The following is a 15,457-nucleotide window of genomic DNA, read 5'->3' on the forward strand; positions in this document are numbered from 1 at the left end:
AAGGTCTTACTTGTAGTACCCACCCTTGCGCATCTCACGTTCCGCCGTCTGCTGCGACAACTCCAGCGCCTGCTCCACCGTCACCTTGCCCAGCAGCGCTGCCGCCATCTGCTGGCCGGCGGCCACGCCGATTACCTGGAATTCGGGAATCGACGCGAATTGCACGCCCACGTACGGCGACGGCGGCAAGGTGCTTTGCACGGCGCGTGTGGTGGCCAGGGCCTTGCCTTCGGCGGCGGCAAATTTCGCCACTTTCTGGAACTCGGGGCTCGCATACGTCGACTTGCGCGTGCCCGTCGGCACGTTCGCCCAGCTCGTTTCCTTGGCCACCAGTTTCACGTAATCGGGCGAGGTGGCCCAGTTGATGAAGCGTTGCGCTTCGTTCGGATGCTTCGAACTCGACGGGATGGCCAGCGACCAGATCCACAGCCAGTTGGCACCCCGCTCCGTCACGCCGATGGGCGACTGGGCGAACGCCACCTTGTCGGCCACCTTGCTTTGCTTCGGATCGGTGATGAAGGAGGCGGCGATCGTCGCGTCGATCCAGATGCCGCACTTGCCCTGGTTGAACAGCGCGAGGTTTTCATTGAAGCTGTTGGCGGCCGCGCCCGGCGGGCCGTATTTCTTCATCAGGTCGACATACATGGTGACCGCATCCTTCCACGGCTTGCTGGTAAATTGCGGCTTCCATTGCATGTCGAACAGCTGGCCGCCGTAGGAATTGGCCATGGTGGTGATCAGCGCCATGTTGTCGCCCCAGCCCGGCTTGCCGCGCAGGCAGATGCCGTACACGCCGTTGGCCGGATCGTGCAGCTTGGCCGCCACGTCGCGCAGCTGGTTCCAGCTGGGGCGGTCTTCGATCGTCACGCCCGCCTTTTTGACCAGGTCGCTGCGGTACATGATCATCGAGCTTTCGCCATAGAACGGCGACGCGTACAGCTTGCCGTCGCCGGATAGTCCCTCGCGGATGGCGGGCAGCAGATCGTCGATATCGTATTTGGCGTCCGGCTTGATCGGGATCAGCCAGTTTTTCTTGCCCCAGATGGGCGTTTCATACAGGCCGATGGTCATCACGTCGAACTGGCCGCCCTTGGTGGCGATATCGGTGGTCATGCGCTGGCGCAAGACGCCCTCTTCCAGGGTCACCCACTTGAGCTTGATGTCGGGATTGGCTTGCTCGAAGAACTTGCTGAGCTTTTGCATTTCGATCATGTGGCCGTTGTTGACGGTGGCGATGACGAGGTCGGTTGCGGCAAAAGCGGACGAGCTGAGGCAGAGCGCGCCGGCGCACAGCGCGGCAATGGCGAAACGTTTCATTGTGTGTCTCCAGTGTTTTTTGTCGTTGGCAATGCTCAGGTACTTAGCACCACGACCACAATGTAGCACCGGACTTTGATACTTTCTGATACTCCAAAACCGCAATTCGATACTCTTTTGCACCCCCTCCATGCACCAGAGTATCGATATTGAGTAAAAACAACACTTTGAAAGAAAGTATCGGTACTTGTTCGATTTGTATCAGGGTGGTTAAAAAAGCGCTGCTAGACTTGGTTTTCGGCATTAGACCGTGTGCGGTGACCGGCCTTCCGGGGCGCCACCGCTACCACCAACATTCTTCTGGAGACCGCATGAATCGCACTGCATTGAAAACTTTACCTGCCCTGCTCCTGGCCATCGCCAGCGCTTCCGCCATGGCCGACCCCATGTACCCAAGCGACGCCGAAGGCTTCCATGGCTACCTGCGCGCCGGCGCCGGCAGCAATACCTCGGGCGGCGGCGGTTCGCAAGGCTGCTTCGGTCTGGGCGGCAATACCATGAAATATCGTCTGGGCAATGAGTGCGACGCCTACACGGAATTCGGCTACACCAAGTCCGTCGCCCAGTCCGGCGGCGTGAACTACCTGGCCACCATCTGGGTCAACGCTTACGCGCCCAACTCGGATTTCGGCGACAACAAACTGGGCATCGTCAAGGCCTATGTCGAAGCACAGGGACTCGATTTCCTGAACGGCGGCACTGCCTGGATCGGCAAGCGCTTCTACTACCGTCCTGACATCCACATGCTGGACTTGCAGTACATCAACATGAACGGCACGGGCGCCGGTCTGGACCGCATTCCTGCGGGCCCCGGTAAATTCTCGTACGCTTTCTTCAAGGACAACGACATCAACACCGTGTCGAAGACCGGCGTCGTCAGCACCAAGTCGGCCGTGCGCCAGAACTTCATCTACGGCGAGATTCCCGTCAATGAAAACGGCACCCTGGACCTGGCCGCGACCTACATCATCGGCGAAGGCAAGGACAACGACGCGTTTGGCCAGAAGCACAATGGCTGGCAGCTGTCGGCCTTCCACCGTCAAGCGAAAGTCTTCGGCGGCGGCAATACCTTCGGCGTGCAGTACGGCGTCGGTCCTGGCACCGGCAAGGGCGCGCAGTTCGGCGCGTCGGGCGACACCAATTTCGGTTCGGACGTGAAACGCACGCGCATCTTCAATGACATGGCGATCCAGCCGATGGCCAACTTCGGCATGGAATTCGTCGCCCTGTGGCAAAAAGACGAATCGAACGCCAACGGTTCCTCGACCTGGACCTCGGTCGGCGTGCGCCCGGTGTACGCGTTCACCAACAACTTCAAGCTGGTGGGCGAACTGGGCACGGACCGCGTGACGCAAGCGGGCGGCCTGCCGGCCAAGCGCCTGACCAAGCTGACCATCGCCCCGACGATCTCGGCCGGTCCTGGCCTGTGGTCGCGTCCCGAGCTGCGCGCTTTCGTGACCTACGGCAAATGGAACGATGCGGCCACCGCCTCGGTCAATGCGTCGAACAACGGCGGCCCGATCTACAACAACAATACCAGCGGCACGTCGTATGGTTTCCAGGTGGAAACCTGGTTCTAATACCTGGCTGCGGTCGCAATTAAAAAGGGCGGAACCTCGGTTCCGCCCTTTTCTGTTTACCCTGCCGGATTCAACTTACGGCAAGGCCACCGGTAGTTCCGGATACTCCTGCGTCAAGGCGTACTTGGTGCCGCCCACGGTGACCGTATAGTTGGCCGGTCCCGAGATCGGCAGGCGGTAGTTCAGGGTCAGCGCCACGGAGCCGCCCGGCGCCAGCGATTGCCAGGCGGGAATCGCAAAGCGGGCCCGGTTGTAGTTCTTCGTGAAGCCGCCGATATTGTTCGGCCCCGTGTAGCCGGCATTGATCACCGTCAAGCCGAAGCCGGACTGGTCGCTCATGTCCGACGGCGCCGACACGGGATAGTCGAACTCCACCACGGTGCCGCCCGGCAGGGTCGACGCCGTGTTGTTCTTCACGGTCATCACCGGGTTGATGGGGAAGTTGTTGTCGCCCAGCTTCCAGCCGCCCAGGGTGATGCTGACGTTGGCCGCCGTGCCCGGCATGGCGATTTCGGCGCGCTTGTTGCCGTACACTCCAGCCGCGCGGAAGGCCTGGTACAGCACGTCCGTCAGGGTGGTGCCCATGAAGTACTCGCCCTTGCCGCCATTGCGCGTGGCATCCCAGGCATAGTCGCCCGCCATTTCCCAGATCATCACGCCGCCGATATTATTATTGACGATGTACTGGGCCTTGGCCGCGATCGACTGCGTGGTTTCCGTGGAAATAAACACTTTCTTGGTCGCATTCCACAGCCACGGCGCCACCATGGTGCTGCTGTAGTACGGCACATACGTGCCCACCAGCGCCTTGTCCGTGACTTTATACGCGTCCAGGTAGCTTGGAACGATGCCGTTTTGCAAGTTCAACGCATGCCAGATGGGGTTGCCGCCGCCTGGCGTGGGCTTGCCTTGTGTATCGAGGTCGTACCACACGTTGTCGATGCCGGTGGCGCCCGTGCCGCACGTCTTGGTGCCGGCGCAGGTGACGGTGGAGCTGATCAGCGGCGTCGTGCCCCACAAGCCATTGGTGCCGCCCGTCACATCCTTCCAGCCCCGCGTGTAGAACGGCACGCCGATATTGATGCGGCCCGCCTGCATGGCGCCCCGGTAGTAGCGATAGGCCCAGTCCGTGTTCAGGTAGCCGATGTTCTGGAACTGGTAGGCGTTACCGGCACGCAATTCGCCATCGTTGCCGTCGTCAAACAGCGCCGCGTTCGGTCCCACGTACTGATTCCACGCGCCGTGCAAGTCATAGCTCATCAGGCTGGCGTAATCGAGATATTTCAATCCCGACATATTTTCCTCGCCACGCAAGACCCAGCCCGAGGCGGAACCGGCGATGGTCAGCAGATAGTATTTATTGTCCTGCACGGCCGCTTCGTCGAGCTTCTGGCGCAGCACTTTCAGCAGCACGTTGTAGCTCGTCATCAGCCCGGCCAGCCGCGGTTTCGAGACGGCGAAGTCGTTCGGATTGCCCGCTTCATTGTTGGTGGTCGGGTGTTCGTAATCGACATCGACGCCATCGAAGAAGTTGTACTGGCGCACGAACGCCACCATCGAGTCGGCCAGGGTGTTGATGCCGGCCGTGTTGATGCTGCCGTCCGCGTTCGTCGTGGCCGTGTAGAAGCCGCCGCTGCCGGCCCAGCCGCCCACGGAAATCATCAGTTTCACGCCCGGATACTTCTTCTTGTATTGCGCCAGCAAGTTGAAATGGCCCTTGTACGGCAAGGACGGGTCCATGGCCGCGGCCGGCACGTTGGGCCAGGTGAGGCCCGTATCGGGATTGGCCGCGCCGCTGCCGATGGCGATCTTCGACGTGGCCGGATCGACGGAAGCGAACGCATAGTTCAGGTGGGTGATCTTGTCCCAGGGCAGGTTATTCACCAGGTAAGTCGGGCTGCCATCGACGCCCGTGCGCCAGCTGGCGAAATAGCCGACGATGCGCCGGTTCAAGCCATTGCCCAGCACTTCGCGCCCATTCGCGTCATATACCTTGCAATACGGCACATTCGGCACGGCCGAAATCAGGCCGTCGGGACGGCAAGCCGTGGGGGTTGGCGTGGGAGTTGGCGTTGGGGTTGGGGTTGGCGTTGGCGTTGGCGTCGGAGTCGGTGTCGGCGTTGGTGTCGGAGTCGGTGTCGGTGTCGGCGTCGGTGTCGGCGTCGGCGTCGGGGTCGGGGTCGGCGTCGGCGTCGGGGTCGGCGTATCCGTCACGGCCCACGGGCCCCACTGGTCGGCCGCGCTGGGAACATTGCCTTGCGTCCACCATTTGGCCTTGTAGGTGACGCCCTGGTACGTCACGCACTGGCCGCCCGTGTAGACGGTGGCGGCATCCCAGACGGCGCACGCTTCCACGGCGGCGAGCAAGGTGTTTGGCGTGGCGGTCGTGCCTTCCTGGCCCCCGCCGCAAGCGACGAGCACGCCGCTGAGCAGGGCCATCAATAATGCATTCGATTTCATGTTGTATTGGTCTCCGTTATGGTTTTACATCGAGAGCTGTTGCAGGCCCCTCGAGGGGCTCTTGTCAACTGTTATCCCTGGCCGGCTTTCCTGCCTTTACTGCTACTGCAACTTCACATTCCAGTTGGCTTCCACGCATTTCACGTAGTTCCCCGCCAGCAAGGCGCTGTACGGGGTTTGATAGCTGACCAGCTGGCATTGGTTGTCGCCACCGGCGCTCCAGTTCTTTTCCCAGTAGATGTTGTAGGCAGCGGAACTGGCCGGGGTGAAGCGTTGCATGTTGGCGCAGGACAGCTGTTCGCCGGAATAATCCCAGCCCATGTCGGCGGCAAATTGCTTGTAGTAATCGATACGGTTTTGCGCGGCCTGCTTTTCCGTGCCCTGCCCGCATTCGGCGTTGATGATCATGATGGTGGTGGCGAAATTATTGCCCGCGCCTGCCGTCGTATCGGCCGCGTTCGGCACCCAGGTGCCGTCGAGCACGTGCAGCATCGATGGTTTCGGCGGTTGCGGATAGACAAAGAAGAACGTGGCCGACGCCAGGTTCAGCCAGGTCGAGGCGACAAGGTCGGGATTTTTCAGCAGCACGGACTGGTCGCCGTCATGCATGGCTTGCGAGAACGGGCCGTAGTTGTAGTTGTACGACAGCTGCTTGGCGCCGCGGCCGAAATACTTCTTGAAGCTGCCGTCGGCATTCTTGCCGCACGTCCATACCTTGTTGAAGACGGGATCGGCGCACTCGACGTTGTAGCCGCAGCCGGCGCCCGTCTCGTCGCAGCCCAGTTCGCGCAAATACTTCAAGCCCTGGCGCCATTGCGGCAGCGGGCTGCTGGCGTTATGGTCGCCCGTTTCCTGCCCGAAATGGGCGAACATGGTGGCCAGGCTGTGGCGGCAGATGGCGTCCGCGTTGCGCCCGTCGCTGTAGTCGTCGCACACGGCGGGAAACTTGGCCACCGCTTGCAGGAAGCGCTGGTAGGTATAGCTTGTATCGCGCGCGGCAAAATAATAATCCCACTTCGCCGCCGGCAGCAGACGTTCGACGCGCTTGACGTTGAGCGGATTGCCGGCCAGGCCAGGCTGGACGGCTTCGACGGCCGCATTGCCCAGCGTGCGGATCGACGCCTTGACCTTGCGGAAGAAATCGTTGTTCGTCAGCGCCGCCTCGTTCGCCTCGGCCTGGGCCTTGGTGGGCACGCCCGGCGTGGGCGTGGGCGTGGGTGTAGGCGTGGGTGTAGGCGTGGGTGTAGGCGTGGGTGTAGGCGTCGGGGTGGGCGTCGGCGTGGTGGTATCGAGACTCCACGGTCCCCACTGGTCGTTGTTCGGCGCCGTGCCCTGCACCCACCATTTGGCCCGGTATACCTTGCCGTCGTAGACGGCGCACTGGCCCGCCGTGTAGACGGCGCTGGCGCTCCAGGCTGCGCAACTGTCGCTGGCGGCCGTGGCGGCCAGCAGGGTCGAGGGGGGTTCGGTGGTGGAATTGCCGCCGCAAGCGAGCAGCGCGCTGCCCAGCAGGCCAGCCATCAAGGGCGAGGCCAGCCGGCTAATTTGCCGTGTCTTCACAATGTCTCCTGAACGTTATACGAAAACTATCGAAGTAGCTTTTTATGTTGTACGTAAAGAAAGCACAGCGAAGCGTCGGCTTTCTGCACCAAGAATGCGACGCCGAAAATTGGTAGTCAAGTGGTTTTATAAAACGGTGTTTTTTACAATACCAGTGACTTCAGGCGGCGCGGCCACGGTGCGGCAAGCGAAGAGTGGGAAGAGAGAAAAAAGGCGTTTTCAAGACAACTGCCGGCAATACCGCGCCGGCAGCACTGCGGCAAGTGGTATTGGCACTGCCGCAGGTGTTTTCAGGCAGATGGCGTTGCCGCACGTTGGTGTTGCGGATAATACAGGTCGTAAAACCAGCCATAGGCGCTTTCGATCTGCGCCTGGATGCGCGGCGGAATCGCATGCTGCCCGGGCGCGCTGATCGACGCCTGCTGGCGGTGCGTGTATTTCATGCGGTAGTGGCTGTCGCTTTCCTGGATGCCCACGGCAAGATCGTGCGGATCGATCTGGAGCGGCGCCAGGCCCAGCCACGCGTACAGGTGGGACATGCATTCCACGGGCCGCGCCATCAAGTCTTCGAAGCGCACGAAATACAGCTTTTGCTGCACTTCGGCAGGCAGGTCCAGCACGGCATGCAGGGAGCTCAGCGGAGCGCCGATGGTGCGGTCCTTGGCAAACAGCATGTCGGCCCGGCCCAGGCGGTCGAAATCGGCCAGGTGGTCGACAAAATCGAGCAGGATGGTGCGCTGGTGCTGCGCTTCGATGGAGCCGTAGACCTGGCCCAATTCGCGCACGCAGACGATGATTTTCGCTTCCGGCGCCAGCTGCAGCAGCATTTCCACGCAATGCAGCCAGGCGCGGTTCTTGTCGACCACGCCCTGCTTGCCGCAATCCCGGTACCAGCCGCGCAGAAAGCCCTGCATGGCCGTTTTCAGGTGGCCGTAACTGGCGTCGAAGGTGCTGTCGAGCTGCGACAGGAAAAAAGCGTCGTCGCTGACCATGCGCCGCATGCCCAGCAAGGCGTTGCACAAGGGCGAGCTATTGCCTTCACAATGCAAGTCGGGATGCTGCGCCAGCAGCTGGCACAGCAAGGTGGAACCGGCGCGTGGCAAGCCTGCCACGCCGATGAAATGGGATGTCATGCGATTGTACTTTCTGTTCAGCGCTGCGCCTCTGACGGAAAACAAGGATGATGCAGCCATTGTAAAAGTGTTGCGACGATGCGAAGGCATGAAAATGCCGCCTCGAAACACGAAGCGGCACTCCGGCGCCGGCATATGGTGACGCGGCGGACCTTACTGGCTGTCCTGGCGCGTACCGATGGAAACCTCGACCGGCAAGCGCAAGCCGCTGTCCACCACGCTCAGGCGCAGGCCTGGCAAGACATTGCTGACGACGTTGCCGGCCAGTTGCACCAGCGGTGCGCTGCCCGAGCCGCCCTTCTCTCCCTCGCGCGGCGCATCCTGCGCGGCGGCAGGCTTGCCTGGCGCCGTCTCGCCGCTGACGATCATGTCGGCCTGCACCATATTGCCCTGCGACGGCGCCACGGCAACAGCCGCGATCACGTTCGCAACGGCGCTTTGCAGCGCTTCCGTCGGATTGACTTTCAGCACGCCGTCCACATAATTCAGGGCGTAATTGGTCGACGCCTGGCCCGAGGCGGAGACCAGATAATTGCCTGCCGCGGAAGCCGTCGTTGCCGGCGTGCCGAAGGCCAGCTGACCGCTCACTTCGGCGGCCAGCGTGTCGCCGCCGAGCAAGCCGCTATAGCTGGCGCTGAAGTCGGGATTGGCGCGTCCCTGGTCTTTTGCCGCATTGTCGACTTTCACCGTCAGCAGTGCCTGCGAGATCGTGGCCGTGGTGCTGGCCGTGGTGTTGACCACGTAATTGCCCGCATCGGCCCCGCTCAGGCGTATGCCCGCCACCGTCACCGTCTTGCCCGCGCCCGCATTCTTGTCGCTGAAACTGGCGCCATCGCTGGCAATATTGAGCTGATCATTGCCGATACGGTTGTCGCGCAAGGAAACGGCGGCGTTCGTGGTGGCGTCGTACACCTTGTTGATGCCGGTGGCGCTGACCGTCAGGGCCGCCGGCGTGATATCGGCCGTGGTGCTGGCCAGGCTGCTGGCCAATACGTAATTGCCCGCATCGGCGCCGGCCAGGCCCAGACCGCTGATCTTCACGGTCTTGCCCGTTGCCGCATTCTTGTCGCTGAACGCGCCAAGGACGGGGCCGCCAGCCAGGCTCAGGACGTCGCCGGCCACCATGCCATTGAAGCTGGCGCCCGCCAGATTCAGGCTGGCCGCCGTGCCGCCGTCATACACCTTGTTTGCCGCCACGATGCCGGAAACGGCGCTGATGGACGCCGGCGTGATGCTGGCCGTGCCACTGGCAACCGTGCTGGCAAGGTTGTAATTGTCCGCATCGGCGCCGCCGAGGGTGATGCCGCTGACCGCCACCGTCTTGCCCGTGCCCGCATTCTTGTCGCTGAAGGCGCCGTTGCCGGCCACGGTCAGGCTGTCGCCGTTCACCATGCCATTGAAGGTCGCCGCGCCGTTGAGCGTGGCCATGGCCGAGCCATCATAGGTCTTGTTGTTGACGCCCACGTTCGTCACGCCGCTGATGGTCGCCTTGCTGATGTCGGCGTTCACGTTGGCGGGACTGCTGAAGGCATAATTGCTGGCCAGGCCAGTGCCATCCTGCAAGCTGGCGCCGCTGATGGTCACCACCTTGCCGGTACCGGCATTCTTGTCGCTAAAGCTGCCGACACCGCCGCTGAAGCCCAGCGTTTCATCCGCGACCATGCCGGTCAGGGTACCGCCCGACAAGACTGCCGCTGTCGTGCCATCGTAGACTTTATTGCCGGCAGTCACACCGGAGAGCGTGACGGCCTTGGGCGTGATACTGGCCGTGGCGCTGGCCGTATTGTTGAGGAAGTCATAATTGACCAGATCGCTGCCGGACAAGGTGATATTCGTGATATTGACGGCCTTGTTGCTGCCCACGTTTTTATCCGTGAATGCACCGCTCGCGCTGAACAATTGCACATCGTCGCCGGCAATCTTGCCGTTGATCACCGCCTGGCCGGGACTGAGGCTGACGTTGAGGTTGCCGTTATAGATCTTGTCCAGGGCGCTCAAACCGCTAATGCTGGAAATCGTTGCCTTCGCGATATCGCCCGTCATGCCGTTTGGCGTACTCAGCGTGTAGTTGCCGGCCAGGCCGCTGCCGTCGCTCAAGGTCACGCCGCCCACCGTAATGGCCTTGCCCGTGCCCGCGTTCTTGTCGCTGTAGCTTGCCCCCTGGACAGTGAAGGTCAGGGTTTCCGAACTGACCAGGCCATTCAGGGTGCCGCCGGTCAGGTTCGCACTGGCTGTGCCGTCGTAGACTTTATTGTTGCCGGTCAAGCCCGTCAGCGTCAGCGCCTTGGCGCTGATATTGGCACTGCTGCTGGCCGTGTCGCTGGCCAGGTTGTAATTGCCTGCGTCCGTGCCGCCCAGCACGATGCCGCTGACATTGACCGTCTTGCCATTGCCCGCGTTCTTGTCGCTGAAGGAGGCGGTCGCGTTCAATACCGTCAGGTTGTCGCCGCCGGCCATGCCGCTGAAAGCGGCGCCAGCCGTGTTCAGGCTGACGGCCGTGCTGCCGTCATACACTTTATTTCCGGCAACGATACCGGTCACGCCGCTGAGGGTGGCCTTGCTGATATCGGCGCTGCTGCTGGCCGTGGTGCCGGTCAAATTGTAGTTGCCGGCATCCGTGCCGCCCAGCGCGATGCCGCTGATGCTGACCGTCTTGCCTGTGCCTGCATTCTTGTCGGCAAAACTGCCGCTGGCGCCCGCCACGCTCAGACTGTCGCCACCGATCATGCCCGCAAACGTGGCGCCCGCCGCATCCAGGCTGGCTGCCGTGCTGCCGTCATACACTTTATTTCCAGCAACAATGCCGCTCACGCCGCTGATGGTAGCCTTGCTGATATTGGCCGTGCTGGTGGCCGCGGCGTTGGTAAAATCATAATTTCCAGCGTCCGTGCCGCCCAGGACCATGCCGCTGATATTGACCGTCTTGCCATTTCCGGCGTTCTTGTCGGCAAAACTGCCGCTGGCGCCCGAGACCGTCAGGTTGTCGCCGCCCACCATCCCCGTGAACGACGCCCCAGCCATGTTCAGGCTGGCGGCCACGCCGCCGTCGTACACTTTATTTCCGGCAACGATACCGGTCACGCCGCTGATGGTGGCCTTGCTGATATCGGCTGTGCCGCTGGCCGTGGTGCCGGTCAAATTGTAGTTGCCGGCATCCGTGCCGCCCAGCACGATGCCGCTGATGCTGACCGTCTTGCCTGTGCCCGCGTTCTTGTCGGCAAAACTGCCGCTGGCGCCCGACACGCTCAGGCTGTCGCCACCGATCATGCCCGCAAACGTGGCGCCCGCCGTGTTCAGGCTGGCCGTGGCGGTGCCGTCATATACTTTATTTCCAGCAACAATGCCGCTCACGCCGCTGATGGTGGCCTTGCTGATATTGCCCGTCAAGCCGTTCACGGGCACCAGCGCATAGTTGCCGCCGGCGCTGCCGCCCAGGGCCGCGTTGACTGTCACGGCGATGCCGTTGCCGGCATTCTTGCTGGCAAACGTGCCATTCACGGTCGAACTGACATTGGCCAGGTCGCCCGCCAGCACGCCATTCAGGGTGCCGCTGATGGCGGCCACGGTGGTGCCGTCGTACACTTTGTCGCCCACCGCCGCGCCGCTCAGGGTGACGGACTTGGGCGTGATCAACAGGCCGCCATCGATATAGCTGATGGCGTAGCCGGACTGGCCGCCCGAAGCGTACAGGCCGCTGGCCGACACGCCATAGGTGCCCGCATTGACGGCGCCGGCGGCATTGCCCGCATACACGACCGTACCGAGCAGGTTGGCGCCATCCACCGTGTTCGAGTAGGTGACGCTATTGCTGCCGCCTGCGTAGGCCACGCCGTCATACACCTTGCTGTCGTAGGAAACGCGCACGGCGATCTGCTTCATGAACGAGCGCAGGAAAGGCGCGCTCTGTCCGTCGTAGACCACCCACATCTGCGCCAGTTCCCAGCCGGCGCCCGTGTAATTCGACAGGTTTTTCAGCTGCGCCGTCGTCATGGCGGTACCGCCCATGCTATTCGCCTGGCCGCTGGCCGTCGTGTCCCAATAGCTGCCCGTAGTGCTGCCCGTACTGGCGCCCACCAGGCCGCCCACATTGCTGGAACCGCTCACGCTGCCGTTCGCATAACTGTTGGCGATGCTGCCGCCATTGCTGCCGACGAGGCCGCCGACGATGCTGGTGCCGCTCACGGCCCCGCTGGCATAGCTGTCCGCCACCGTGCCCGTATTGCTGCCCACCAGGCCGCCTCCGGTGGACGTGCTCGTCACGCCGCTGGTGGCAAAGCTGCCGCTGATCGTGCCGGCATTGCTGCCGGCCAGGGCGCCCACATTCGTGCCGCCCGCTACGCTGCCGCCGGACAAGCCCACATTCGCCACCACCCCGCCGCTGCCGATGGCGCCGAACAGGCCCACGTTGTTCACGCCCGCCTTGGCAATGGTCAGGCTGGAAATGATATGGCCGGTGCCGTCGAGGCTGCCCGTGAAGGCCGAACCTGCCGTGCCGACGGGGATGAAGCCAGTGGTTCCCCAGATATCCTGGCCATTGGCCGCCGTCGTGGCGGCGCTGAAGCTGCTGCCCAGCGTGTAGGTGGCTGTCTTGTTCATCGCCATCAATTGCAGCTGGTGCGCCGAATTGATGGTATTTGACCACTCCGACGCCAGCATGGGGCGCGTGCCGGCAGCGCCATTGAGGGTGCCGTCGGCGCTGACCGCCACCCAATTATTGCCGGTGGCGCCGCCCGTGGTCGTGAAATTGAACCCCACATAATTACTCGATACCAGCATCTGCGCCGTGCTCAGCCCTTGCGCGTTTGAGGTGGCGCCATTGAAGCTCTGGCCGATGCCATTCAGGCCGGAATTGATCGTGCTGTCAAAATAGGCGCGGTTGACGGAGCCCGAATTGTGCTCGCCGACAATGGCGCCCACGCTGGCGCCGCCGCCCGTCACCTTGCCGGTGGTATAGACATTCGTGATGGTGCCGCCCACGTTGTAGCCGACCACGCCGCCGGCCAGCCCGGTGGTCTGCACGTCGCCCGTCGCATAGCTGTTGCTCAAGGTTCCACGCAACAGGCCCACCAGGCCGCCGACATAGCCGCCGGTGGAGGTGACCTTGCCCGTCGCGTAGCTATTGCTGATGGTCGCGCTGCCGCTGTTATTGGTTCCCACCAGGCCGCCGGCACTGCCCGAGGCGTTCATCGCGCCGGTCGCGTAACTATTGCTGATACTGCCATTGTTAAAGCTGACCAGGCCGCCGCCATAGTTGGCTCCTGCGTTCACGGTGCCCGTCGCATAGCTATCGCTGATCGCACCGGAGTTGGTGACCACCAGCCCGGCCGCCACGTAGCGCGTGGAGCTGGTGGTGGCGGAGCTGGAACTGTTCTTGATCAAGCCGCCTACGGCGTTGAGGCCCACAAAGCCGCCTGCCGCGCCGTAGCCGCCCGGCCCGGGATCGCCCGCGGAGACGACCGTGCCGGAGACGCGGCTATTGCTGATCGTTCCGGCATTGATGCCCACCAGTCCGCCCAGATTGACATAACCGGAGCCGCTCACGGCACCACTGCTATACACATTATCGATCTTGCCGCTGTTGACGGCAGCCAGTGCGCCTATGCCCGCATAGGTGCTGCTATAGTTGGCGGCCGATCCGGCAACGCTGACGCCGCTAAAACCCATATTACGCACGGCAGCTGCAGCGCCGATATTGCCGAACATGCCGACAGGCACTTCAGGGCGGTTGATCGTCAATCCCACGATTTCATGGCCCAGGCCATCGAGCGTGCCCGTGAAAGGCGCCGCATCGCTGCCGATGGGCGCAAATCCCTTGCCGCCATCCCAGCCAGAGGTGCCGCGCGCATCGATATTGCTGCCCAGCACGTACTTGCCGGACAAATTGCCCTGCATGCCCTGCACGTCGCTGCCGGTGGTGCTGTTGAAGGCGCCCAGGCTGTTGATCACCTGATACACGGTCACGCTGCCATTGCTGCCCAGCTTGGTGCTGAAGTTATTGCCCGATGGCAAATCCACTTCGGCCTTGACGTTGTACGTCGACAGATTGCCGGCGGCGACCCCGCTCTGGCCGTATTCGAGCGCCAGGCTGGCCGTGCCTGCGCCGCGCATGGCCTTGTTGATGTTGATGTTGTTCTGTGCCGTCAGGGTCAGCTTGTTGGCGGTCCAGTTGATGTTGTCGTTGACGTTGATGTTGCCCTGCGTGCCGCTGCCGCCTGACACGCTCTGGATTTGCACATTGCCCGATTTCAAGGAGTTGCTCAGGAAAGCGCCCGTCATGTCGCCGCCGGAAACAGCGATATTGAAGTCGGTCGGATCGATCAGCCAGGTGCCGGCCAGGCCCTTGCTCGATGCCGTCGTCACCTTCAGCGCATCGTCGATCTTCACGTGCGCGGCCGAAGTATCGATGAAGCCGCCATTGCCGCCGTCGGACGCGCTGGCGTCCAGGGTGCCGGCCGCGTTCACCGTGCCGCTTTGCATGTCACCGAGCAATTTGATCGTGCCGCCGCGCGTGGCTATCGTGTGCGCCTCGATTACGCCCGTGTTGTTGACGGCGGTTTTCAGCAAGTCGCCCGCCGCCTGCGCCGTGAGCACCACGCTGCCGCCATCGGCCTGGATCAGGCCGCCATTGTTGACCAAAGCGCCCACGGCGCCTGCGTTGACGGCCACATTGAGCAAGCCGTCACCGGCCACGTCCAGGGTGATCGCCTTGCCCGCCGCCAGGGCTACCGAACCCAGACGTGCCTGGATCGTGCCTTCATTCGAGACGTGCGCGCCCAGCAGGGCCACATAGCCGCCCGGCGCGCTGATGCTGCCCTGGTTCAGGACTTTCCCCGTGCCATTGCCGGAAAACTGGTACTTGCCCGCCATGAAGTCGGCGTTGCTGATGTCCAGGGTGGACGCCACCAGCCCGGCCGTGTTCACGGACGCGCCCTGGCCGAACAGGATGCCGTTCGGATTGACGATGAACACCTTGCCGTTGGCCGACAAGTTGCCCAGGATGGTAGTACCGTCGCCGCCCAGCACGCGGTTCAGGGCAACCGCGTTGCTGTTGGGCTGCTGGAACTGCACCGATTCGCCCTTGCCGATATTGAAACTGGCCCAGTTGATCACGGCGTTCTGGCTGCCCTGCCTGATCACCGTGGCGCCCGGTGCGCCATTGATCGTTGCCTGGCCCGCCACCACCGTGCCGCCCGCCGGCCCCGCCAGCGCCAAGGAGCCATAACCGAGCATCAGCGCCGCCGCCATGCCGGTCAAGGCAAAATGCGCCCCGCCCCCGCTGCATCCGGGCAGCGAGCGCTTGCCGGCGGATTTGACGTTTTCGGAAACGGCGGCGTAGGCGCCGGTGGCCTGGTTCCAGATGGAGCGGTAGATGCGGTTCATGGCAGTGTCCTGATTGTATTAACTTGT

6 protein-coding genes are annotated in these 15,457 nt (G+C 62.7%); 1 reads left to right on the forward strand and 5 read right to left on the reverse strand.

What is annotated here, in order from left to right; translation table 11 throughout:
- Nucleotides 1–6: 6 nt before the first annotated feature.
- Nucleotides 7–1,317, reverse strand: a complete 1,311-nt coding sequence (locus CSQ95_RS19190) for a sugar ABC transporter substrate-binding protein (protein WP_099410664.1) — start codon at nucleotides 1,315–1,317, stop codon at nucleotides 7–9.
- A 311-nt stretch (nucleotides 1,318–1,628) separates the two neighbouring features.
- Between CSQ95_RS19190 and CSQ95_RS19195 the strand changes: the two genes are divergently transcribed.
- Nucleotides 1,629–2,897, forward strand: a complete 1,269-nt coding sequence (locus CSQ95_RS19195) for a carbohydrate porin (RefSeq protein ID WP_099410665.1) — start codon at nucleotides 1,629–1,631, stop codon at nucleotides 2,895–2,897.
- A 75-nt stretch (nucleotides 2,898–2,972) separates the two neighbouring features.
- Here CSQ95_RS19195 and CSQ95_RS19200 read toward each other — a convergent pair whose 3' ends face one another.
- From CSQ95_RS19200 to CSQ95_RS19215, 4 genes are all read right to left on the reverse strand, one after another.
- Entirely contained in the window at nucleotides 2,973–5,357 is a 2,385-nt protein-coding gene (locus tag CSQ95_RS19200; RefSeq protein WP_099410666.1) for a chitinase C-terminal domain-containing protein, read from the reverse strand.
- A 102-nt stretch (nucleotides 5,358–5,459) separates the two neighbouring features.
- The gene (locus CSQ95_RS19205) at nucleotides 5,460–6,917 is read right to left on the reverse strand and encodes a glycoside hydrolase family 19 protein (protein WP_257218107.1); all 1,458 of its coding nucleotides are present in this window, start codon (nucleotides 6,915–6,917) and stop codon (nucleotides 5,460–5,462) included.
- Between the two features lie 290 nt (nucleotides 6,918–7,207).
- Nucleotides 7,208–8,050, reverse strand: coding sequence for a sulfotransferase (locus CSQ95_RS19210; RefSeq protein ID WP_099410668.1), 843 nt, complete (start codon nucleotides 8,048–8,050; stop codon nucleotides 7,208–7,210).
- Between the two features lie 153 nt (nucleotides 8,051–8,203).
- The gene (locus CSQ95_RS19215; RefSeq protein WP_099410669.1) at nucleotides 8,204–15,430 is read right to left on the reverse strand and encodes a YDG domain-containing protein; all 7,227 of its coding nucleotides are present in this window, start codon (nucleotides 15,428–15,430) and stop codon (nucleotides 8,204–8,206) included.
- Between the last annotated feature and the right edge of the window lie 27 nt (nucleotides 15,431–15,457).

Source organism: Janthinobacterium sp. BJB304, assembly GCF_002735765.1.
Taxonomy (GTDB): Bacteria; Pseudomonadota; Gammaproteobacteria; order Burkholderiales; family Burkholderiaceae_D; genus Janthinobacterium.